A 21611-nucleotide genomic window follows, 5' to 3' on the forward strand; every position below is an offset into this window, starting at 1 on the left:
CGGAGTAGCCGTCGAACCAGCGGGCGACCCGCTCGATCCGGTCGACGATATGGCCGGGCTCGCCCGAGCGCGAGAGTTCGTGGCCCTCGCGAGGGTAGCGCACGAGGCGGGTCTCGACCCCGCTTTTCTTGAGGAAGAGGTAGAACATTTCCCCGTTGTTGACGGGCACCCGGAAGTCCTCGTCGGCATGGATCACGAGCGTCGGCGTCTCGACCTCGCCCGCGGAGGCGACCGGCGACTGGGCCCAGAGGAACTCCGGCTCCTCCCACGGCTCGGTCCCGAAATCCCACTCGACGAGCTTGAACGCGTCCGTCGAACCGTAGAAGCTCGACAGGTCGTAGACGCCGCGCTGGGCGACTGCACCTTCGAACCTGTTCGTGTGGCCGACCAGCCAGCCGGTCATGTATCCTCCGAAACTCCCGCCCGTAACGAACTGCTCCGTCTCGTCGACGAAGGGGCGCTCGCAGACCGTCTTCGCGCCCGCGAGCACGTCACGCGCGGTCACCGCTCCCCAATCGCGCTCGATGGCGGCCATGTGCTCCTCGCCGTAGCCCGTCGAGCCCCGCGGGTTGCACCAGAAGACGACGTAGCCCCGCGCAGCTAAACTTTGAAACTCGTGCCACATCGTGCCCGCAGTGCTCCACATCGCGTGGGGACCGCCGTGGATCTCGACGACCAGCGGGTACGATTCCCCGTCCTCCATGTCCGGCGGGGTCAGCACCCAGCCCTGGACATCCTCGCCGTCCGATTCGAACCACAGCTCCTCGGGCTGGGGGACCGCCCGATCGGTCAGATACTCGTCGTTGACCCGCGTGAGCCGGTTGGTCTCGGCGCCGGCGGGCGTCGAGACGAACACGTCGCCCGGATGGTCCCACTCGCTTTTCGTCATCGCTACGGCATCCCGTCCGGGATCGAACCCGTCGACGTGGCCGTCGCGGGCGACGGTCTCGATCCTGTCCTCATCCGCGCGCCGGAGGGCCACGTCCCCCTCGTCGGGCGTGAGGAAATAGAGGTGGTTCTCGTCGGGACCCCATGTCGGGGTGCCCTCGACGGTGCGATCCAGCGACCCCGTGACGGTCGTTTCGGTTTCGCTTGCCCGGTCGAACACCCGGAGGTCGGTCTGGCGGAGCGTCGATCCCCCGTCGGGCGTGTGGTGGTACGCGACCCGGCCGTCGGCGGTCACGGCGAGTCCGACCGTCCAGCCGGTCGTTTGTACGAGGACCTCCTCGGATCCGCCCTCGACGTCGTGTGCGATCACGTCGTGGACGGCGTTGTCGTCGGGGTCGTCGGTACGTTTCGCGGCGTAGTAGATCGTCTCGCTATCGCCCCACTCGGGGGCGACGTAGTCGTAGTCGCCGTCGGTCAACCGGGTGATCTCGCCGCTGCTCGTCGGATCGAGTGCGACGGTGTAGACGTGGCTTCGCCCGCCGTCGAAATAGCGCTGTCCGGCGCGGTAGACCAGCCGGTCGATCACCCGCGGATCGGGGGTTTCGGGTTCGTATTCCTCGCCGTCGAGTCCGACGTCTCGACCCTCCTCGCGGTCCTCCTCCGTGCTCGATTGGACGAAGGCGATTCGCTCGCCGTCGGGCCTCCAGGCGATCCGTGAGACCCCGCCGACGACGTTCGTCACCCGCCACGCTTCGCCCCCGTCGGTGGGGGCAACCCAGAGTTGCGCTCGGTCGTCATCGCCGCGCGTACTCACGAACGCGAGTCGGTCGCCCGAGGGGCTCCACCGCGGTTCCGAATCGACGCCCTCAGTGAGGGTGAACCGCCGGAAATCGCCGCCACCCAGCGACGCGGTGTGGATCGTCGCCTCGTTCCCCTCGTCATCCCTCGGCGTCGTCCGCACGAACGCCACGCGTTCGCCGTCGGGCGAGAGCCGTGGATCGCCCACCCGAACGAGCTCGTGGTAGTCGCTAGCGCTGATCGTCTGCATGGTTCGGACTCGGAAGCCGACGCGAATAGGGTTTCGGTTCGAAACTACTCGATCCCGACCCGCCCGCTGGTGGCGTCCCGGAGCCTGTCACACAGCTCCGCGCGCTCCTCGCTTGGGACCCGCACCGCGAAGGTCGCGCGCTCGTCGTAGGTGGCATCGAACTCGCATCCGGAGCTTTCGATGATCCCCCGCACGGTACCGGAATCGTCGTACTCGGCGGCGATCTTCAGGCTGTCGTGGGGGCGTTCCTCGACGATCCCGGCGGCGTCGAGCGCCTCACTGACGGCCCGCGAGTACGCCCGGACGAGTCCGCCGTACCCCAGATGGGTGCCGCCGTAGTACCGGGTGACCACACAGACGGCGTTCTCGATCCCCTCGCCCTGCAGGACGTTCAGGGCCGGTTTCCCGGCCGATCCCGAGGGCTCGCCGTCGTCACTGGAGTACTCCCGGAACGGATCAGCCCGCACTCGATACGCGGGAACGTGGTGGGTGGCGTCGGCGTGCTCCGCCTCGACCTCCGCGGCGAACGCCTCCGCCCCGGCTACCGTCTCGACGGGCTTGACGTGGCCGATGAACTCCGAGCCCCGTACTTCGAAGGCGGCGCTGGCTCGCGTCCCGACGGTGCGGTAGGTCTCGCTCACTGGAGTTCGAGCGTCCGGACGAACGGGAGTTCGCGCAGGTCGTTGAGCACGTCGCCCGGAATCGGCTCGTCGGTGACGATGTAGAGGCGGGGCTCGTCGGTGAACTCCGGGTCCTCGCTCACCGTTTGGCGGATCGAAATGTCGTTCTCGGCGAGCAGTCCCGTGATAGTGGCGACGATCCCCTCCTGGCCCGCATCCCGCACCGCGATCGTCAGCGTCGAGAGGTCGATCACGGGCGCGAGATCCATCAGGCTGGGGATCTGGGAGATGTTCTGGAAGACGAGCCTGAGCTCCTCGTCCGCGAGGATCGCGCTCGTGGTCGAGTCGACGACCCGCCGGTCGACGCCGATCTCGCTGGCGACCTGCGTGTTCGGGATCTCGATAGTCCCTGAAACGACACGACCGTCGTCGTTGACCGAGAACCCTCGTTCGAGCAGCAGTCTTATCACCGCCTGCTGGCTGGGCGAGCCCTCGAACTTGGCCATGATCTCGTCGAACATCACAACTGTCCCTTCGTGCTCGGGGTCCCGCCGCGGCGCTCGTCGATCCGGGTCGCGTCGTCGAGCGCGCGGGCAAGGCATTTGAACAACGCCTCGATCTCGTGGTGGGCGTTCTCGCCCTCGACACCCAGATGGAGCGTGAGTCCGGCGTTCATCGCGAGCGATTCGGCGAAGTGGCGCGCCATGTCGCTGGTCAGCTCGCCCACCGAGTCCTGGGAGAACTCGCCGTCGAAGTAGAACCGGGGTCGGCCGCTGACGTCGACTACTACGGAGGCGATCGCCTCGTCGAGCGGAACCCGCCGGTCGGCGTAGCGGACCATCCCCGATTTGTCGCCGACGGCCTCCGAGACGGCCTCGCCGAGGACGATCGCGACGTCCTCGACGGTGTGGTGGTCGTCGATCTCTAGGTCGCCGTCGCATCTGACAGTGAGGTCGAAGAGGCCGTGGGTCGCGAAGGCGGCCAGCATGTGGTCGAAGAAGGCGATCCCCGTTTCTACCTCCGAATCGCCGTTGCCGTCGATTTCGAGTACACACTCGATCTCGGTCTCGGCGGTCTCTCTCGTGATCTCCGCCGTCCGGTCGGTCATGGCCGACCGAACACGCCGAATGTACATGGTGGTTGCGCTTAGCCGGTGAGTTCGGCATCACACAGTGCCTGATAGGTCACGCGAACCGTCGGGACGCTTACGTCTGCGACTGCGGCGGCCTGTTTCTGCGTGACGCCCTCCTCACGTTCTTTGGCGGCAGTATACAGACAGGCCGCCGCGACGCCCGCGGGGTTGTGCCCGCCGATCAGTTCCCGTTCGACAGCCGATTCGAGCAGTTCCGTGCCACGGCTTCGTACCTCCCTCGTGAGATCCAGGCGGGTCCCGAATCGGGGGATGTACTCGCCGGGATCGAGCGGCCCGACGGGCAGGCCGAGTTCGCGGTTGATCGCGTCGTAGGCGGCGTTGAGTTCAGCCTGAGAGGCCCGCGAGGCGTCGAGTATCTCGGCACGGGTTCGGGAGACGCGATGGACCCGGCAGGCGGCGTACACCGCCGCGGCGGTGAACCCTTCGAGCGAGCGTCCCGTGACGATCCCCTCGTTCTGTGCGGAGCGAAACAGATCGCAGGCCTGGTCCCGAACCGAGTCGGGAAGCGAGAGCGCCGAGGTCAGGCGGCGGATCTGCATGAACACATCGCGTTGGTTTCGATCGGCTTTCGACCCGCACTGCGATCGTTTGTTATACTTTCGTATTCGAGCGTATAGCCTGCGTTTTCGCCCGGTCGCCCTGTTGAGCCCACCGTAACCGATCTCCGTCGAGAGGCCGTAGTCGTGGCGCGAGCGCGACAGCGGCGCACCCGTCCGGCGGCGATCCGTTTCCTCGTCCTCGAACGATCGCCACTCGGGTCCGGGATCGATCCGCTCTTCCTCGACGACCAGCCCACATCGGGAGCAGGTCGTCTCGATGTCGTCTGTCTGGAGTGAACCACTGCATTCGGGACAGGTCAACGGACTTTTTACTGTCATCACTCTGTAATATACAAAACTCATACTTAAAACTATATGATACTGATAGTTAAAAACAACACACAAATGCGATCGATCCACGGATCTCCTGTTCTCATCTCGATATGCTATTATTCATCTCTCAATATATCTATATAAATCCTACCGTGACCAAGTGGTCTCGTCAGTGTCATCAGCTACCTCGTCACTCACAGCGATCATCTCCGGGATATAATCGAGTTACTCCTGATCGTTCGTAGAGGTTCTCTCCGTGATATTACCGTACTACGTCCGGTGGTTTGCCGAGATTCTCTCGGCAATATCGTCCAACTCTTCGTCGTCGAGATCGGGTGAGGAGCCGGCGATCGCGTGGATCGGGTTGCCGCCGTCGTCCTCGAACCGGGGGATGATGTGGCCGTGGACGTGCGGGACCTCTTGGCCGGCGGCCTCGCCGTTGTTGAACGCGACGTTCGAGGCGGGGGCGTCGACCGCGTCCTCGACGACGGGGATCAGTCGATGGAGCGTATCGTAAAGATCGCTCGCGACCTCGTCGGGCAGGTCGTTCAGGCGCTCGTACTCCTCTTTGGGGATCACGAGAGTGTGACCCGGCGCGAGCGGATTCGCGTCGAGGAAGGCGAACGTCGTCTCGTCCTCGTAGACGACGCGTGCGGGGATCTCGCCCTCGACGATCTGGCTGAAGATGCTTGCCATGTCCCGACGTGCGGTAGCTCGGAGTAAGAAAGTTACCCGCCCACACATAGCGCGTCGAGCTCCTCGCGCAGCTCCGCGCGATACTCCTCAGATTCGTAGCCCAGCCGCGCGATCCAGATGTTCTGATAGGACGGGTGAAGCACCGGCAGGAGCGTCGTCGAGAGCGCCTCGCAGTCGATCGGCGTCAGGACGTGGTCGGTGAAGCCGTCCAGACTCCGGTCGTCGAGCGCGAGCAGCGTCTCGGTGGCGTGTTTGCCAGTGGGGACGATCGCGCTGGGCTCGACCTGCTCGACCTCGGTCACGAGGTGGGTCCGGCAGGTCGTCAGTTCCTCGTCGGTGGGCTCCCGATTAGAACCCTCGCCATCGGGTGGAAAGCACTTCACTGCGTTCGTGTAGTAGGCGTCGTGATACCCGACGTCCTCCATGAGATCGCGGATCACCCGCCCCGAGTGGCGGGCGGTGTAGGCCATCCCGGTCCAGTTGCCGCCCCTCCACAGGTCGGCCTCGGGCGTGCCCGCGCCGGGAGCCTCGCCGACGACCAGCACGTCGGCGTCGAGCGGTCCGGTCCCCCACGAGATGCACTCGCGGGTCTCCGCGAGGTGGGGACACCGGGTGCAGTTCGGTTCGAGGACGTTTCGTGAATCGGGGTACTCGGGCACGACAAATCCCAAGATCCCACCGACCAAAGCCGTGTCGAGACGGAACGAGATGCGGTGGCCGGCGCGAGCGCGGGCGGCATCTCGCCGCCCGCGTGAGCGGGACGGGGAAGGGCTGGCATCCTGAGTGAGCAGTTCGGATCCGAACTGCTCGCAATGCTGCCTGGAGGAAATGAAAAGGGCGAGGTACGGCTGCCAAGCCGTGCCGAGGGCTTTCGACCGAACGCTCTTTACCGCCCCGTCGGGTTCCTACTGGTATGAGCAGGTCCGATACCGAGGACGGAGAGCCCTCGGAGGACGGCGGACGGTTCGGGGAGGTGCCCGACCAGTACGACCCCGAGGCACTCGAAAAGCGGGTGTTCGATCACTGGGAGGAGGTCGACGCCTACGAGCAAACGAAGGAGGCCTTCGCCGACGAGGAGCCCTTCTTCTTCGTCGACGGGCCGCCGTACACCTCCGGTGCGGCCCACATGGGGACGACGTGGAACAAGAGCCTGAAGGACGCCTACATCCGCCACATCCGGATGCGGGGCCACGACGTAACCGACCGCCCGGGCTATGACATGCACGGGCTGCCCATCGAGACGAAAGTCGAGGAACGGCTGGGCTTCGAGAACAAGAAGGACATCGAGGAGTTCGGCATGGAGAACTTCATCGCCGAGTGCAAGGAGTTCGCCGACGAGCAACTGGAGGGCCTCCAGAACGACTTCAAGTCCTTCGGCGTCTGGATGGACTGGGACGATCCGTATAAAACGGTCTCGCCAGAGTACATGGAGGCGGCATGGTGGGGGTTCTCGCAGGTCGCCGAGCGCGGACTGGTCGATCAGGGGAAGCGCTCGATCAGCCAGTGTCCCCGCTGTGAGACCGCGATCGCGAACAACGAGGTCGAGTACGAGGACCGCGAGGACCCGACGGTCTACGTCGAGTTCTCACTCTCCGAACGGGAGGGAAGCCTCGTCATCTACACGACGACGCCGTGGACCATTCCGGCAAACGAGTTCGTCGCGGTCGGCGAGGAGTTGACCTACCAGAAGGTCCGCGCCACCCGCGACGGCGAGGAGGACGTCCTCTACGTCGCCGCCGACTGTGTCGAGAACGTCCTCTCGAAGGGGCGCTACGACGAGTACGAGGTCGAGGAGGAACTGTCGGGCTCGAAAATGCTCGGCTGGGAATACGACCACCCGCTGAGCGAAGAGGTCCCCGACAATCCCGACAGTGAGGGGACCCGGCAGGTCTACCACGCCGACTACGTCGAGGCCGAGGACACCGGACTGGTGCACTCCGCGCCGGGCCACGGTGAGGTCGACTTCGAGCGCGGTACCGAACTCGGACTCCCGATCTTCTGTCCGATCGGCGGCGACGGCGTCTACACCGCCGAGGGCGGCGCCTACGAGGGCCAGTTCGTCAAGGACGCCGACGAGGGGATCACCGCCGACTTGGCTGAAAAGGGTCTGCTCGTCGCCTCGGGCACCATCACACACTCGTATGGCCACTGCTGGCGGTGTGATACCCCCATTCTGCAGATGGCGACCGACCAGTGGTTCATCACGATCACCGACGTCAAAGAGGAACTGCTGGATAACATCGAGGACAGCGAGTGGCACCCACAGTGGGCACGAGACAACCGATTCAGGGACTTCGTCGAGAACGCCCCCGACTGGAACGTCTCCCGACAGCGCTACTGGGGGATCCCGATCCCGATCTGGGTTCCCGAAGACTGGTCGGGCGAGATGAGTGAGGTAATCGTGATCGGTTCCCGGGAGGAACTCGCCGAGCGCGTGGACGGAGACGTCGACCCGCAGGAGGTGGACCTTCACCGCCCGACCGTCGACGACCTGACCATCACCGAGGAGGGAACCACCTACGAGCGCGTTCCGGACGTCTTCGACGTCTGGCTCGATTCCTCGGTGGCTTCGTGGGGCACCCTCGACTACCCGGGCGAGCAGGAGGCCTTCGAGGAGCTGTGGCCCGCCGACCTGATCATGGAGGCCCACGACCAGACCCGCGGGTGGTTCTGGTCCCAACTCGGCATGGGAACGGCCGCGCTCGGCGAGGTCCCCTACGACGAGGTGTTGATGCACGGCTTCGCCAACGACAGCGAGGGCAAGAAGATGTCCAAGTCGGTGGGCAACGTCGTCCAGCCCCACGAGGCGATCCAGAGGCATGGCTCGGATGCGATGCGCCTGTTCCTGCTCTCGGTCAACCCGCAGGGCGAGGACATGCGCTTCTCGTGGGACGAGATGGCGACGATGGAGCGAAATTTGAACATCCTCTGGAACGTCTTCCGGTTCCCCCTGCCGTACATGCGCATGGACGGGTTCGACCCAGAGGAGACCGACCTCGAATCCGTCGACGCACACCTCGAACTCGTCGACGAGTGGATCCTCGCCCGGCTCCAGACCGTGACCCGCGAGATGACCGAGGCATGGGACGACTTCCGCCAGGACCAGGCGCTCTCGGCGCTGATGGACTTCGTCGTCGAGGACGTCTCCCGGTTCTACATTCAGGTCGTGCGCGAGCGCATGTGGGACGAGGAGGACAGCCCTTCGAAGAACGCCGCATATGCCACGCTGTATCACGTTCTTCGGGAGGTCTGTGCGCTGCTGGCGCCCTACGCGCCCTTCGTCACCGAGGAGATCTACGGCGCGCTGACGGGTGACCGGGGCCACGACACCGTCCACATGCTCGAATGGCCCGAGGAGGAGGAGTACTGGACCGACGAGCGACTCGAAACCGATATCGAACTCGTCCGGGCGGTCGAGGAGGCGGGCTCGAACGCCCGCCAGCGGGCCGAACGGAAGCTCCGCTGGCCCGTTTCCCGTGTCGTGGTCGCGGCGGGCGACGACCGCCTCGCCGAGGCCGTCGCCCGCCAGCAAGAACTCCTCGAAGAGCGTCTCAACGCCCGCGAGGTTCATGTGATCGCGTCGGAGGAGCGCTTCGAGGACCTCGCCTACAGCGCCACGGCCGACATGAGCGTTCTCGGCCCGGCGTTCGGCGATCAAGCGGGGGAGGTCATGGGCGCGCTCAACGAGGCCCGGATCGACGAGCCCTCCCTTGACGCCCTCGAAACCGCCGTCTCGACGGAACTCGGCGAGGAGGTCGAGCTTCGCGCGGAGATGATCGAGTTCACCGAGGAGACCCCCGAGGCGATCTCGGGATCGCGTATCACGATCGAGGGCGACGGGCTGGGCGTCGTCTACGTCGACACCGAGCTCACTGAGGAAATCGAGAGCGAGGGCTACGCCCGCGAGGTCATTCGACGAGTGCAGGAGATGCGAAAGGAGCTCGACCTGCCCCTCGACGCGTCGATCCGCCTCGCCCTCGACATCGCAGACGACCGGATCGCCGGGTTCGTGAGCGAACACGAGGAGCTGATCGCGGAGGAAGTCCGTGCGGCAGAGCTCGGGGCGGTCGAGGACGGCCACCGCAGGGAATGGGAGGTCGAGGGCGTCACGATGGACATCGCGATCGAATCCTTAGAATGAGCGGATCGCTTCGGCCAGCGGGCCGGCGACGCTGACCTCGCTCTCGGCGCGTTCGATGGTGTCGGTTCCATACACCCGCTCGACGCCCGCGCGGGCGAGTTTCGTTCTGGCGTTGGCTGCGAGCATCGGGTGGACGCAGGTCACGAACACGCTTCTCGGGGTTTCGAGTGCGGAAATCGCCCCGCTCATCGTCGAACCGGTCGCGATGATGTCGTCGGCGATCACGACGTCCCGGCCTTCCACTTCGACGTCGCTTGGCGTGATCTCGACCTCGCTGCCCGAGTGGCGGGTCTTCTCGAAGTAGTCGACCTCGCCTCCGCCGTACGAATCCCGCACCGTCTCGGCGAGTTCGATCGCCCCCGCGTCGGGCGAGAGGAAGACGGGATCGGCGAGGTCGGGAAGCGGGTCTGCGAGCACGCCCGCCCCGTCGACGGCGTGTGCAGGTACCGAGAAGTGTTCGAGGGCACTCTCCTCGTGAGGCGAGACCGTCAGCACGCGGTCAGTTCCCGTACTCACCGCACGGGCGACAGCCCGAACCGAGACCGGCTGGCCCGGCTCGAAGGCGCTGTCCTGGCGGGCGTAGCCCATGTAGGGGAGGACGGTCGTGATATTTGAGACGCCGCTCTCGCGAAGCGCGTCCTGGAGCTGGAGCAGCTCGAGGTGGGCGTCGCTCGTCGTCGTCGAGGCGACGATCACCGCGGAATCCCCCTCGACATCGGGCGCGGCGGCGAGCAGTTCGCCGTCGGGAAAGCGCTCGAACTCGACGGGTGCAAGCGTCCGGTCGAGTTCGCTCGACAGGGCCGCGGCGAGCGACTGTGAGGACGAACCGGGTACGATCATACCCGTGGATGCACCGGGCGCGCTAAACCCGTTTTCGGTCTCACCGGAGCACTACCGAACGAGCATCGCCCGGATCCCCGAGACGCCGAGCGCCTGCGAGCGCCAGCCGTCGCCCGCGTCGACGTACAGCGTTCCGTCGGAACTCGCACCGTAGACCGCCTCGCCGACCGCCACCGCCACGAACGGTTCGGGCGTCTCGCGCTCGTGCCACTCGCCGTCGTAGGTGGAGAGGGCCCCGGCAGCGAGTGTGGCCCCCAGGGAGAGTTCTCCGGGCGAGCCGATGCCCGAAACGCGGTCGAACTCCCCCTCGAACTCGTGCATCCAGCCGTTTCCGAGTCGATAGATCCCCGCATCGGTCGCCGCCAGCGGAACTCCCGGAACCGAAACGTCGTGTACACCCTCTAAACCGACATGGTCGAGGCCGTCGCCGACGCGATAGACGCCCTCGCCGGTCGCCAGCAGGTCGCCGTTGGCCGCCCGGACGTCGTCGAGGCTTCCGATGTCGGTCCACTCCTCTCCCTCCAAGCGGGCGACTCGACCCTCGGGGCCGACGGCAATCGGCGTTTCGGCCCCGCCCACGGCGACCGCGGGGCCGAAATCCGTGGGCTCGCCCTCGAACAGGACGTCCTCGTCGGTTGCGACAGCGAGGCCGTCGACCCACGCGAGGTCGCGGGCGTGACACCGGTGTTCGATGCCGAAACTCCCGATCAGGTCGTCCGAGACGGAGACGCCGAGGACCCCGAGATCGGTCGCGAGATAGACGCTCCGCTCGCCGCTTTTGTCGGCGTAGACGCGCTTCTCCTCGATGCTGCTCATACCGAGGGTTCGCGCTCGGGCGCCAAATGGCTGTTCCGGAATCCATTTGCCCCGTCGCTCCCCACAGACAGGCGATGGACGTGTTCGGATCGAGCGGGACGCGTGGGGTTGCGAACGAAGAGATCACGCCGGCGTTCGTCCTGCAGGTCGTCGCGGCCGCGGGGACGGTCTGGGAAGCCGACCGTGTCGCCATCGCCCGCGACACACGCTCGACCGGACGCATGCTCGAAAACGCCGCCGTTGCGGGCCTCCAGAGCGTCGGCTGTGACGTTCATCGCCTCGGCGTGCTCCCCACGCCCGGCGCACAGGCCTACGCCGCCCGCGAGGGCGTTCCGGCGGTGATGATCACCGCCTCGCACAACCCACCCGAGTACAACGGCGTCAAACTCATCGGCGCCGACGGGATCGAACTCTCGGTCTCGGAGCTCGAAACCGTCGAGGAGGCCTTCCTTTCGGAGGTCGACGGCGCGCGCTCGTGGGTCCGGACCGGCGACGAGTTCGCCGTCGAGGACGCCATCCGACGGTATATCGGGAGCGTCCGCGAGGCGGTCGACGCGGAGAAGCTCGCCGACCTGACGGTCGCGATCGACCCCGGTCACGGTGCTGCCTCGCTCACCAGCCCGCGGCTCTTTCGGGAACTGGGCTGTCGGGTTCTCACCGTTAACGCCCAGCCCGACGGCCGGTTCCCCGGCCGGGACCCCGAACCCGTCGAGGCGAACCTCGAGGATCTGGGCCGACTCGTCGCCACGAGCGACGCCGACGTCGGGATCGCCCACGACGGCGACGGCGACCGGGCGATCTTCTTCGACGAATCGGGAACCTACATCGAGGGCGACGCGGCGCTGGCGGCGCTCGCGGACGCGGAACTCGGCCCCCGAGACGCCACCGTCGCCGCGGTCAACGTTTCCCAGCGGCTGGTCGACGTCTGCGACCGGACGGGGGCGACCCTCGAACTCACCCCCATCGGCAGCACCTACATCACGAGCCGGATCCAGCAGTTGCGCGCCGAGGGCGTCTCGGTCCCGGTCGCCGGCGAGGGCAACGGCGGGATCTACTTCCCCGAGTACAGCCTGGCGCGCGACGGGGCGTACATCGCCGCCCGATTCCTCGAACTGGTGGTAGACAAGCCCGCAAGCGAGGTGGTCGAGCCCTTCGGCGGCTATCGCAACGTCCGGCTGAAGCTCACCTACGAGAGCCGCGACCAGCGCGAGGCGATGCTCGCGGCGGTCGACCGGGTCGCCGAGAACGAGGACGCCGGGACCAACACCACCGACGGCGTGCGTCTGGACTACGGCGACGGCTGGGTGCTTGCTCGTCCCAGCGGGACCGAGCCGGTCATCCGCGTCTACGCCGAGGCCCGCGGGAAAGAGCGTGCGGAGGAACTGGCTGCACGGCTCTACGACGCCGCCGAGGCCGCACTCGAAGACACCGGGTGATCCGGCCGGTCCGTCTATGCCCGGCCGTAGTTGAGATACACCTGCGGGAGGAGGATACCGACGACGAACACGACGCCGGCAACGACCCCCGACGAGAGGTCCGTGTATGCGGACAGTCCGACCAGCAACACGAGCGCGGTCGTCGCCGTGACGGCGACCACTTCGTTCTCTGTGGATACCATTCTATACGAATAGAAGTACGAGTAAAAAAGCATCCTCCTCACGTCTTTCCGGCCGCATGGCGTCGACACAGGGACACGGATCGCAGCCGACGTCGCTTGCCCGAACCCGTTCGGCCCACAAGTTATACCGCTTCGCCGTGAGCACGAACCCGTATGCCAGAGCAAACGCTCTACGATCGGCTCGGCGGCGAGGACTCGATCGAGGCCGTCGTCAAGCAGTTCTACGGCTACGTCATGGACGACGACCTGGTCAATGGCTACTTCGAGGACGTCGACATGCAGCAACAGGTCGCCCACCAGACCCAGTTCATCAGCTCCGTCACCGGCGGTCCCGTCGAGTACACCGGCGCGGACATGCGGGCGGCCCACGAGGGCATGGGCATCACCACAGAGGAGTTCGACGCCATCGCGAAGCACCTCGACACGGCTCTGAAGGACTTCGACGTGCCCGAGACCGAGCGCGAGGCCGTCCTCGACGAGGTCGCGAGCTACGAGGACGACATCGTCGGCGCGTAACGGCCGAGCGCTTCCCGCAACCGTTCCCGTTCCTCGATCGCCTGCTCCCTGTCGTCCCCGACAGCGCCGCTCACGAGCCGCTCTCGCTCCCGCTCGTCGAGCCGTTCGCGGACCTCGGCCGCCCGACGGAGGCGTTCGTAGTCGGGATCGCGCGCCACCTCGCGGACCTCCCGCAGGTGGGCGATCGTCTCCACGGGGGCGAACCCGGTTACGACCGCCCGGAGCTCCCGGAGCCGGTAGCGCAGTTCGTCGGCCGGTCGGGGCGGCCATTCCAGTTGAAGGGGTGTCGCGTCGATCCGTTCGAGCGCCGTGCGCTGGGTCGTGACCGCCCGCTTGAGCGCGTCGGCGTCCGCGACGTAGTGGTCCAGTTTCGAGCGCGAATGCTCCGCATACTCGAGCAGTTTCGGGATCGGCTCCGTGCCGGCCTCGGCGCGTTCGATGTACGCCCGCAAATCGGCCGGCATTCGTGGCGTGTCGACAAGCGGGAACCACTCGGTCCGGTCGAGAAACGAGACGACCTCGCGGGCGCTCGCCCGTTCGAGATACTTGGAAAACGCCGCGTCGACCGCCCGGTTGTATCCCTCGATGGGCACTCGCAGGTCCGCGACCGGTGCGTCCAAGTCGACGTCCGACAGCGCGAGCAGGTCGTCGTACGCACTGACCTCCCGCTCTAACTCCTCGATCCGTCCCTCGGCATCGAGGCGCGCCTCACGTAGGCGCTCGCGGGCCCGTTCGCGTTCGCGCAACCGGTCGATGTCCTCATCGACGGGTTCGAGCTCCGCCCGAGCGCGCTCGAAATCCCCCGCGTTCAGCCGCCGCTTGTCGAAGCAGTCCTCGACGGCCTCGACGCTTTCGCGGTGGCGCGCTCCCTCGGGGAGTTCGGAGACGAGCGCGTCGAGCTGGCTCTGGAACTCGATGAAGCCCCTGAAATCGCCGGTGCCGGTCGCCCGGTCCTCGTAGCGTTCGAACAGCTCCCTCAGCCGATCCCGGACGCGTTCGAGCCGACGGAGTTCGTCCTCACCGAACTCCTCGACGGCCGTCCGTGCGGCGTCGTACTCCTCGTGCGCGTCGGCGAGTCGCGGTTCGAGGTCACTCATACACGTCGTCGGGGTCGAACACCCGCTCGCCGACGTGCTCGCCCTCGATGGTCCGGTAGAAACACGTCCGGTGGCCGGTGTGACAGGCCCCGCCCGACTGCTCGACGCGATACAGCAGGGTGTCGCCGTCGCAGTCGGTGCGGATCTCCGCGACGTCCTGGGTGTGGCCGCTGGTCGCGCCCTTCTCCCAGAGCTCCTCTCGACTGCGCGAGTAGTAGTGTGCGCGCCCGGTCTCCCTGGTTCGCTCGATCGCCTCGCGGTTCGCGTAGGCGAGCATCAGCACGTCGTCCGTTTCGGCGTCCTGCGCGATCACGGGCAGCAGACCCCGCGAATCGAACTCGAGATCCACGTCGCTCATACGTCGAGTGAACCGGCGCTCGCGAATAGGTCTTCTGTCCCGCCCCCAGCGCAGTTCGGTCGGCCGAGACGAACCACCCTGCCCGCGAGCAGTCGACGGCCGGTCGTCCCGATCGAACGACTCCGAACGGGAGCGGTGGACCGGTCGTCGCGAAATGGCGAGGAAGCGAACGCCGTCGTCCGACGATGTGAGCACCGGAGTGTTTCCGACCGTCTTCGACGCGCTATACCATGCCGACGGCCCGCAGAGCGGCCGTCAACACGTCACCGTACGTGAGCCCGACGAGCAGGCCGACCAGGATGGGCACGAGAAACGGGATCCCCGGGGAGACCCAGACGGTCTCCCGCATCGTCAGGACGTCGAGCCCCTCGCGCAGGCTCGCCGGCGTGGTGCCGTAGGCCGATCCGACGTCCGCGAGGAACGCCTCGGCCCCCCAGTCGTCCGTGACCCGCCCCCCGTCGGTGATCGCCCCGTCGCCCGCCGGCGACGGTTCGGCGGGCAGCGAGCCCGGATCACGAAAGCGATCGGGCTCCTCGCGAAGCTCCGCGAGCGTCGTCCCCCGCCACCGGAGGTACATCCGTAGGGCGTCGAGGTCGAGCCCCGATCGGGTGAACCCCGACTCGGTTTCGAGCAGCCGGCCGTGCGTCTCGCGCAGCTCGCGCCAGTGAACCGGCCAGCCGACGACCATCCATGGTGTAAACCGTCCGGCGAGCGCGTTCCTGAGCGCGAGCACGAGCGGGTAGCACGCCCCGACGAGCACTGTATTGGACAGGATCGTCAGCGCGAACGCCCCCGTGGGAGGTTCGACCAGCGGCAGTGCGTACGACCCGATCGCGTAGGAGGGTATCGTCGGAAAGAGCACGGTGAGGACGATCAGCGCCTTCGCGTCCGCACCGCCGAAGGCACCGAAGTGCCAGAACCCATACGAGGCGGGGATCACCAGCAGCAGGCTGATTCCGGCACCGATGGCGAACAAGATCCATGTGGATCCGCCCGCCTGATAGGAGGCGATTCCGTCCCAGACGAACAGCACGCACGCGAGCGCGAACAGGGGCTGCCAGGCCTGATCGGGGACTCGTCGGGTTCGGACGTCACGGTGGGCCGCCCAGAGGAGAACGGGAACCGCGAGCAAGCGCAGGAGGTCGGGGACCGAGGCGGGCACGAATCGAAGAGGCGCACTCGGCGGATGAATGTCTTGTGGCCGACCGGACGCAGAGCCACCGGTGATCGATACCGATGGAACGTGAAAAACGATCGGAAACGGCCGAACGACCTCAGATAACGCGGTTCTGGAGGTAGTCGAGGTGCTTTGCGTTGTAGACGATCTTGACCTCGTCGGCGTCGGGCGAGCCGATGCAGGTCAGACGGACGTTCTTGTCGTCGACCTCCTCGTCCGAGAGGATCTGCTGCATGTCCATCTCGATCTCGCCCTCGAAGAGGATCGCTGCGCAGTTCGCACACGCACCGGCGCGACACGAGAAGGGCCAGTCGTAGCCCTGGGCCTCGGCGGCCTCGAGGATGTACTCGCCCTCGTTGACGTCGAGCGTCCCGTAGTCTTCGTCGTCGAAGCCGGCGTCGGCGGCCTTATCGAAGAGGTCGTCGTCCTCGATGTCCCAGCCCTGGTCGTCCAGCGTCTCGTAGTTGAGGTATTCTACTGTTGGCATCACCCGGTCCTTCGTCGCCATGCCTGTTAGACCTTGCTGTTCATTTCTCGATCGGCTCTTTCCCCGATTCTCGCGTCCTCAAACCTCACAACGGCTACGTTCTGATATAATTTGGCCGTAAATTTGGTCGACCAAAACCCGCGTGAGGCCCTGCAACCGGGAATCGAGTCGACGCCAGGACCGGTGTGTTTAGGCGTACCCCGGGTGTGATCGCGACCATGTTCGATGCCTACGAGGTGATCCCCGCCGTCGACATGCAGGACGGCGAGGTCGTCCAGTTGGTGCAGGGGGAACGCGGCACCGAGAAACGCTACGGCGACCCCGCGGAAGCCGCTCGCCGGTGGATCGCGGCGGGCGCGCGAACCCTCCACCTCGTAGATCTCGACGGCGCGTTCGAGGGCGAGCGGAGGAACGCCCCCGCCGTCGAGGCCGTGCTGGGGGCGGTCGGTGACGAGGTCGCGGTCCAGTTGGGCGGCGGGATCCGCACCGCCGACGAGGCGATCTCCCTGCTGGATCGCGGCGTCGACCGGGTGATCCTCGGGACGGCGGCGGTCGAGACCCCCGAGATCGTCCGCGAGATCAGCGACGAACACGAGAACAGCGTGATGGTGAGCCTTGACGCGAAGGACGGCGAGGTGGTCGTGTCGGGCTGGACCGAGGGTACTGGTCTAGATCCCGCCGAGGCCGCCGCCCGCTACGAGGAGCTGGGTGCCGGCGCGATCCTCTTTACGAACGTCGACGTCGAGGGACAGTTGGAGGGCGTGAAAACCGATCCCGTCGAGCGGATCGCCGAGGCGGTGTCGATTCCCGTGGTCGCGAGCGGCGGGGTCGCGAGCGTCGAGGACGTGCGGGTGCTGAAGGAGGCGGGTGCGAGCGCCGTGGTGGTCGGAACCGCCCTCTACGAGGGGCGGTTCTCGCTCGAAGAGGCGACCGACGCAGTGGCCTGAATCGCTTAGACCAGCCTGAGGTGGTTCTGGTCGGGCGAATAGATCTCGCCCTTGTCTCGCAGCTTCTGGATCTCGTGTTCGGCCTTGCTGTCCTCGATGCCGGCCTCCGCGGCGCGCCCGATGACCGTCTCCTGAGGTGCGCCGGGTTCGCCGTCGTACTCCTCCTGTAGTTCGCGGATGATCTCCTTGATCCCCTTCACGCGGTCGCGCTGGGTTTTCGACCGGCCAGTCTCGATCACGTCGACGTCGTACTCGCCGGTCTCGGGATCCACGCCGATGTCCTGCAGACAGGAGCGGACGATCTCGATGACGCGTTCGGCGTCCTCGCGCTCGACGGTATCCGAAAGCCGGACGCGGGCGCTCGCCTCCCCGAGCCTCACGAGCGCTTCGAGTTTTCGGGCAGTAACGGGAACCGGGGCGTCCTCGTCGGCACCCTTCGAGCGCAGGTCGACGTAGAACTCCTGGATCGCCTCGCGGGCGTCGTCGGTCATCCGCGGGAAGCAGTTCTGCTGAGCGTAGGCGATGTACTTCCTCAACAACTCCGCGTCGATGTCGGGGGCGACCTCCTCGGTGACGGCGTCGACCTCCTCGCGACTGACGTCCGGCGCGGCGAGGCTGGTTCGTTGTGTGTTCAGTTCGCCGGCGTAGTTCGTCTGGAGGATGTGTTGGGCGAGCTTGCGGTCCTCCTCTGGGTCGGGCTTATCGGTAACGGTGAAGATCAGATCGAACCGGGAGATGAGGGCGGGTTCGAGGTCGATCTGCTCGCCGATGGGCTCGTACTGGTCGAACCGTCCGTATTTGGGGTTCGCCGCACCGAGCAGCGAACACCGCGACTTGAGGGTGGCGTTGATTCCGGCCTTCGAGATCGAGATCGACTGCTGTTCGAGTGCCTCGTGCATCGCCGAGCGGTCCTCGGGACGCATCTTGTCGAGCTCGTCGACCGCGGCGATCCCCCGGTCGGCGAGGACGAGAGCCCCCGCCTCGAGGGTCCACTGCTGGCCTTCGCCGAAGTCGTCGCGCACGGCGGCGGCCGTCAAACCGGCCGAGGAGGACCCCTTCCCGGAGGTATAGACCGAGCGGGGCGCGATGTTGCGGATGTACTGCAACAGCGCGGACTTCCCCGTTCCGGGGTCCCCGATCAGGAGCATGTGCATGTCCCCACGGGTGCGCGAGCCGTCGGGCAGGTGTTTCGTGACGCCCGAAAACAGCTGGAGGGTCATCGCGAGTTTGGCCTGCCGGTGGCCGTAGATCGAGGGTGCGAGGCTGTCGACCATCCGCTCGTAGATGTTCGGGTCCGAAGAGAGTTCGACGATGGCCTGCTTGTCCTCGTCGGTGATCTCCATGTCCTCGAACTGCTCCTCCTCGGCTTCGACCGTGTGGCCGTCCATGTAGATGTCGAACATGGTCGATTTCTCCTGGTTCGAGCCCTGCTGTTCGAGGTGCAACACGCCCGTTACCCGGACGTGGTCGCCGGCCGTGACCTCGCCGGTGACGTCGTCCTCGATGTGGACGTCCAGACTCTGGGGGGTCTCCCCGCCGCGCAGCCCCTCTGGGCTCTCCTGGATCCGGAGCTTCTGGGCGTCGATGAACTCGGACTGGTCGAAGTTGATTCGGAAGGGGCCCTGGCGCTCACAGCCCGAACACTGATGCGGTTCTTGGAAGTCCCCACCCGTTTGGGGGATCCGCGTGAGGGTGCCACAGCGCTGGCACTCGAAGGCCGCCTGCTGGATCTTCGGGCGCACGTCGGTGGCCTTGCGGACGATGCCGCGCACCTCGACGAGCGTGTTGACGTTCTTCGAGCGGATCTCCCGGATGTCGGTCGGGGCCGGGAGGTTCTGCACCCGGACGTGGGCCTGTCCGAGGCTCACGTCCACCGGGAGGTCGTAGAGACGAAGCGCCTCCTCGGCGTACGGTTGCATCTGCTCGGGCTGGTTGCGAAAGTCGTCCGCGATGTCGGGATCGAAGCGGTTCAGGTCGGTCCAGTCGAGATAGAGCGAACGCTGTTCGTTCGGGTAGTGCTGTGCCAGCGTGCCGATCTCGTCGTGGTAGTAGGTCCGGTAGAACTCCTCGAACCGGCCGACGAGCTCCTGGTTCTCCGCACTAGCCATTGCTGACTTCTGTAGCCGCCGACCGTGTATGAACCTTCGGGACCCACCTTTTGCTGTCGTCCGAAAGGCGAAGCCTTTCGGGATGACGAACGGCTCTGCCGTCTCGAACTACGCTCGTTTCGCTCGTTGGCAAACGCTGTCCGGCGGAATCTTCGATCCCGCTGACGCCAATGAGCTTCGCTCATTGAGCGGACCAAAAGCCTCGTCACCCCCTCCGGGGGTCCTCGGCTCGCTCGTTCACGCTCGTTCGCTCGCGGTGGGTCTGCTGGCGTCCTTTATACGATCGCCGTACTAGCGATCATGAACAGTGCTATCGCGCCAAAGAGTTTCATTCCGGTGAGATACATCTCCCGTCGCCGGTAATAATCTCCCGTGACGATCCCGAACGCGCTTATCAACGCGCCGATCGTGACCGCTGTTACAGTTCCGATCCACGCGACAACGGACGGATTGTCCCAATTGATTCCGCCTATCCAATACGAGACGAGGAGTCCGACCAAACAGTACCCGACCACGAGAGCGATTATCACCTCCGTCCGATTCCGTGGCTGCAACCAGCGATCCAGTTCGATCATCATGCGTTGATGTATCACCTCTTTTCTATTAACTATTCGGACAGTTCCGAACGGATCAAGGAGAGAACCGATTCGCTCCGTATTGATCCGTCTTTCCGTGCCCGATCATACGGTCGTTGACGTGGTGGCTGCCCTCCCGGTGGCTACCGTACCGTCCTGTATTTAAACCGCTTCCAATCGAACTATCGTCCACCCGGAGGACACTGATAGCATGCCACATGAATAGGCGTGATATACCGGAAAACAGGTATTTCGACCGATTTCCTTCGATCTGCGGAAGACACCGGTTTGACGAGAATCGGTGTTTTTATATAGAACCACAAACAACGATTCGAGTGACTATGAGCCAGCGAATGCAACAGGGTCAGCCCATGATCATCATGGGGGACGACGCACAGCGCGTACAGGACCAGAACGCGCAGGACTACAACATCTCTGCGGCACGAGCGGTCGCGGAATCGGTCCGCTCGACGCTCGGCCCGAAGGGGATGGACAAGATGCTCGTCGATTCGACGGGCGGGGTCACCATCACCAACGACGGCGTGACCATCCTCAAGGAGATGGACATCGACAACCCGACCGCCGAGATGATCATCGAGGTCGCGGAAACCCAGGAGGACGAGGCCGGCGACGGGACGACTACTGCCGTTGCCATCGCGGGCGAGTTGTTGAAAAACGCCGAGGACCTCCTCGAACAGGAGATCCACCCGACGGCGATCATCAAGGGCTTCCACATGGCTTCGGAGCAGGCTCGTGAGGAAGTCGACAACGTCGCCGAGCAGGTCGACCCTGGCGACGAGGAGCTCCTGAAGAAGGTCGCCGAGACCTCCATGACCGGCAAGGGCGCCGAGCTCAACAAGGAGCACCTCGCTCAGCTGATCATCGACGCAGTCAGCCAGGTCACCGTCGAGACCGACGAGGGCGACAACATCGTCGACCTCGAGTTCCTCGAGATCGAGACCCAGACCGGTCGCTCCGCGAGCGAAAGCGAGCTTTTGGAGGGCGCCATCGTCGACAAGGACCCCGTCCACGACGACATGCCCACCGAGGTCGAGGACGCGAAGGTCCTCCTGGTCAACGAGGCCATCGAGGTCGAGGAAGCCAACGCCGATACAAATGTGAGCATCGACAGCCCCGATCAGCTCCAGCAGTTCCTCGATCAGGAGGAAGCCCAGCTCAAACAGAAGGTCGAGCAGATCAAGGAGACCGGCGCGAACGTCGTCTTCTGCCAGAAGGGCATCGACGACCTCGCCCAGCACTACCTCGCGAAGGAGGGCATTCTGGCCGTCCGGCGCGCGAAGAAGTCCGACCTCGAGTTCTTGAAGGAGGTCCTCGACGCCGCGGTCGTCTCCGATCTGGACAGCGCGACCGAGGCCGAACTCGGCTACGGCAGCGTCACGCGCGACGAGACCGACGAGATGTTCTACGTCACCGGCGAGGACGCCCACGGCGTCACCCTCCTGCTGCGTGGCTCCACCGAGCACGTCGTCGACGAGCTCGAACGCGGCATCAACGACGCGCTCGAAGTCGTCGCACAGACCGTCTCGGACGGTCGCGTGCTCGCGGGCGGCGGTGCGGTCGAGGTCGAGGTCGCCTCGCGCCTGCGCGACTACGCCGACTCCGTCTCGGGCCGCGAACAGCTCGCGGTCGAGGC

At 65.7% G+C, this 21611-nt stretch carries 21 protein-coding genes; 5 read left to right on the top strand and 16 right to left on the bottom strand.

Annotated features, from left to right (window positions below; all coding sequences use genetic code 11):
* From EAO80_RS08380 to EAO80_RS08410, 7 genes are all read right to left on the bottom strand, one after another.
* On the bottom strand, positions 1-1936 hold a 1936-nt coding region (locus EAO80_RS08380; RefSeq protein WP_162993929.1), incomplete at its 3' end, for a S9 family peptidase.
* 44 nt (positions 1937-1980) lie between these two features.
* Positions 1981-2577: an IMPACT family protein gene (locus EAO80_RS08385; protein WP_122089471.1), complete on the bottom strand. Its 597-nt coding sequence runs from the start codon at positions 2575-2577 to the stop codon at positions 1981-1983.
* A complete protein-coding gene (locus tag EAO80_RS08390; protein ID WP_122089472.1) occupies positions 2574-3077 on the bottom strand; it encodes an amino acid-binding protein in 504 nt (167 codons plus the stop codon). The genes EAO80_RS08385 and EAO80_RS08390 overlap by 4 nt, the downstream gene beginning before the upstream one ends.
* The gene (hisB, locus tag EAO80_RS08395; RefSeq protein WP_122089473.1) at positions 3077-3664 is read right to left on the bottom strand and encodes an imidazoleglycerol-phosphate dehydratase HisB; all 588 of its coding nucleotides are present in this window, start codon (positions 3662-3664) and stop codon (positions 3077-3079) included. The genes EAO80_RS08390 and hisB overlap by 1 nt, the downstream gene beginning before the upstream one ends.
* Before the next feature lie 38 nt (positions 3665-3702).
* Positions 3703-4587 (bottom strand): transcription initiation factor IIB, encoded by an 885-nt coding sequence (locus EAO80_RS08400; protein WP_122089474.1) that lies wholly within the window; start codon positions 4585-4587, stop codon positions 3703-3705.
* Positions 4588-4851: 264 nt separating this feature from the next.
* The gene (locus EAO80_RS08405; protein WP_122089475.1) at positions 4852-5277 is read right to left on the bottom strand and encodes an HIT family protein; all 426 of its coding nucleotides are present in this window, start codon (positions 5275-5277) and stop codon (positions 4852-4854) included.
* 32 nt (positions 5278-5309) lie between these two features.
* Positions 5310-5936 carry a uracil-DNA glycosylase gene (locus EAO80_RS08410; RefSeq protein WP_122089476.1) on the bottom strand — a complete coding sequence of 209 codons (627 nt, stop codon included), beginning with the start codon at positions 5934-5936 and terminating at the stop codon, positions 5310-5312.
* Between the two features lie 254 nt (positions 5937-6190).
* Between EAO80_RS08410 and ileS the strand changes: the two genes are divergently transcribed.
* Positions 6191-9418: an isoleucine--tRNA ligase gene (ileS, locus tag EAO80_RS08415; RefSeq protein ID WP_122089477.1), complete on the top strand. Its 3228-nt coding sequence runs from the start codon at positions 6191-6193 to the stop codon at positions 9416-9418.
* Here ileS and prs read toward each other — a convergent pair.
* Both prs and EAO80_RS08425 read right to left on the bottom strand, forming a co-directional pair.
* Positions 9410-10258, bottom strand: coding sequence for a ribose-phosphate diphosphokinase (gene prs / locus EAO80_RS08420; RefSeq protein WP_122089478.1), 849 nt, complete (start codon positions 10256-10258; stop codon positions 9410-9412). The two genes, ileS and prs, sit on opposite strands and share 9 nt — an antisense overlap.
* A gap of 51 nt (positions 10259-10309) precedes the next feature.
* Positions 10310-11074, bottom strand: coding sequence for an HVO_0234 family beta-propeller protein (locus tag EAO80_RS08425; protein ID WP_122089479.1), 765 nt, complete (start codon positions 11072-11074; stop codon positions 10310-10312).
* A gap of 74 nt (positions 11075-11148) precedes the next feature.
* Between EAO80_RS08425 and glmM the strand changes: the two genes are divergently transcribed.
* The gene (gene glmM, locus EAO80_RS08430; protein WP_122089480.1) at positions 11149-12510 is read left to right on the top strand and encodes a phosphoglucosamine mutase; all 1362 of its coding nucleotides are present in this window, start codon (positions 11149-11151) and stop codon (positions 12508-12510) included.
* A gap of 14 nt (positions 12511-12524) precedes the next feature.
* Here glmM and EAO80_RS19630 read toward each other — a convergent pair whose 3' ends face one another.
* Positions 12525-12692: a hypothetical protein gene (locus EAO80_RS19630; RefSeq protein ID WP_162993930.1), complete on the bottom strand. Its 168-nt coding sequence runs from the start codon at positions 12690-12692 to the stop codon at positions 12525-12527.
* Positions 12693-12845: 153 nt separating this feature from the next.
* Between EAO80_RS19630 and EAO80_RS08435 the strand changes: the two genes are divergently transcribed.
* Positions 12846-13208, top strand: a complete 363-nt coding sequence (locus EAO80_RS08435) for a group I truncated hemoglobin (protein WP_122089481.1) — start codon at positions 12846-12848, stop codon at positions 13206-13208.
* On the opposite strand, the gene EAO80_RS08440 is transcribed toward EAO80_RS08435, so the two are convergent.
* From EAO80_RS08440 to fer, 4 genes are all read right to left on the bottom strand, one after another.
* Positions 13181-14305 carry a DUF7118 family protein gene (locus EAO80_RS08440; protein WP_122089482.1) on the bottom strand — a complete coding sequence of 375 codons (1125 nt, stop codon included), beginning with the start codon at positions 14303-14305 and terminating at the stop codon, positions 13181-13183. The two genes, EAO80_RS08435 and EAO80_RS08440, sit on opposite strands and share 28 nt — an antisense overlap.
* On the bottom strand, positions 14298-14663 hold the full coding sequence (gene hisI, locus EAO80_RS08445; protein WP_122089483.1) for a phosphoribosyl-AMP cyclohydrolase: 366 nt from the start codon (positions 14661-14663) through the stop codon (positions 14298-14300). Before hisI ends, EAO80_RS08440 begins: the two co-directional genes overlap by 8 nt.
* 223 nt (positions 14664-14886) lie before the next feature.
* Positions 14887-15825: an A24 family peptidase gene (locus EAO80_RS08450; RefSeq protein WP_211330668.1), complete on the bottom strand. Its 939-nt coding sequence runs from the start codon at positions 15823-15825 to the stop codon at positions 14887-14889.
* A 112-nt stretch (positions 15826-15937) separates the two neighbouring features.
* Positions 15938-16327 carry a ferredoxin Fer gene (gene fer, locus EAO80_RS08455; RefSeq protein WP_122089487.1) on the bottom strand — a complete coding sequence of 130 codons (390 nt, stop codon included), beginning with the start codon at positions 16325-16327 and terminating at the stop codon, positions 15938-15940.
* 218 nt (positions 16328-16545) lie between these two features.
* On the opposite strand from fer, the gene hisA reads away from it, so the two are divergent.
* Positions 16546-17274 carry a 1-(5-phosphoribosyl)-5-[(5-phosphoribosylamino)methylideneamino]imidazole-4-carboxamide isomerase gene (gene hisA, locus EAO80_RS08460; RefSeq protein ID WP_122089488.1) on the top strand — a complete coding sequence of 243 codons (729 nt, stop codon included), beginning with the start codon at positions 16546-16548 and terminating at the stop codon, positions 17272-17274.
* A gap of 5 nt (positions 17275-17279) precedes the next feature.
* Here hisA and EAO80_RS08465 read toward each other — a convergent pair whose 3' ends face one another.
* Positions 17280-19382: a minichromosome maintenance protein MCM gene (locus EAO80_RS08465; protein ID WP_122089484.1), complete on the bottom strand. Its 2103-nt coding sequence runs from the start codon at positions 19380-19382 to the stop codon at positions 17280-17282.
* Positions 19383-19657: 275 nt separating this feature from the next.
* Complete coding sequence (locus EAO80_RS08470) at positions 19658-19957, bottom strand: hypothetical protein (protein WP_245998538.1); 300 nt, start codon at positions 19955-19957, stop codon at positions 19658-19660.
* Positions 19958-20298: 341 nt separating this feature from the next.
* On the opposite strand from EAO80_RS08470, the gene thsB reads away from it, so the two are divergent.
* Positions 20299-21611, top strand: a 1313-nt coding sequence (gene thsB / locus EAO80_RS08475; protein WP_122089489.1) for a thermosome subunit beta, incomplete at its 3' end; no start/stop codon positions are given.

Origin of the sequence: Halalkalicoccus subterraneus (assembly GCF_003697815.1) — an archaeon.
GTDB classification, from domain to species: domain Archaea; phylum Halobacteriota; class Halobacteria; order Halobacteriales; family Halalkalicoccaceae; genus Halalkalicoccus; species Halalkalicoccus subterraneus.

Excerpts from the sequence above, each read along its gene's own strand:
- EAO80_RS08390 (WP_122089472.1), bottom strand. The coding sequence starts at position 3,077 with ATGTTCGACGAGATCATGGCCAAGTTCGAGGGCTCGCCCAGCCAGCAG.
- EAO80_RS08400 (WP_122089474.1), bottom strand. The coding sequence starts at position 4,587 with ATGACAGTAAAAAGTCCGTTGACCTGTCCCGAATGCAGTGGTTCACTC.
- hisA (WP_122089488.1), top strand. The coding sequence starts at position 16,546 with ATGTTCGATGCCTACGAGGTGATCCCCGCCGTCGACATGCAGGACGGC.
- prs (WP_122089478.1), bottom strand. The coding sequence starts at position 10,258 with ATGATCGTACCCGGTTCGTCCTCACAGTCGCTCGCCGCGGCCCTGTCG.
- glmM (WP_122089480.1), top strand. The coding sequence starts at position 11,149 with ATGGACGTGTTCGGATCGAGCGGGACGCGTGGGGTTGCGAACGAAGAG.
- ileS (WP_122089477.1), top strand. The coding sequence starts at position 6,191 with ATGAGCAGGTCCGATACCGAGGACGGAGAGCCCTCGGAGGACGGCGGA.
- EAO80_RS19630 (WP_162993930.1), bottom strand. The coding sequence starts at position 12,692 with ATGGTATCCACAGAGAACGAAGTGGTCGCCGTCACGGCGACGACCGCG.
- EAO80_RS08405 (WP_122089475.1), bottom strand. The coding sequence starts at position 5,277 with ATGGCAAGCATCTTCAGCCAGATCGTCGAGGGCGAGATCCCCGCACGC.
- hisB (WP_122089473.1), bottom strand. The coding sequence starts at position 3,664 with ATGACCGACCGGACGGCGGAGATCACGAGAGAGACCGCCGAGACCGAG.
- EAO80_RS08465 (WP_122089484.1), bottom strand. The coding sequence starts at position 19,382 with ATGGCTAGTGCGGAGAACCAGGAGCTCGTCGGCCGGTTCGAGGAGTTC.
- hisI (WP_122089483.1), bottom strand. The coding sequence starts at position 14,663 with ATGAGCGACGTGGATCTCGAGTTCGATTCGCGGGGTCTGCTGCCCGTG.
- EAO80_RS08440 (WP_122089482.1), bottom strand. The coding sequence starts at position 14,305 with ATGAGTGACCTCGAACCGCGACTCGCCGACGCGCACGAGGAGTACGAC.
- EAO80_RS08470 (WP_245998538.1), bottom strand. The coding sequence starts at position 19,957 with ATGATCGAACTGGATCGCTGGTTGCAGCCACGGAATCGGACGGAGGTG.
- fer (WP_122089487.1), bottom strand. The coding sequence starts at position 16,327 with ATGCCAACAGTAGAATACCTCAACTACGAGACGCTGGACGACCAGGGC.
- EAO80_RS08435 (WP_122089481.1), top strand. The coding sequence starts at position 12,846 with ATGCCAGAGCAAACGCTCTACGATCGGCTCGGCGGCGAGGACTCGATC.
- EAO80_RS08425 (WP_122089479.1), bottom strand. The coding sequence starts at position 11,074 with ATGAGCAGCATCGAGGAGAAGCGCGTCTACGCCGACAAAAGCGGCGAG.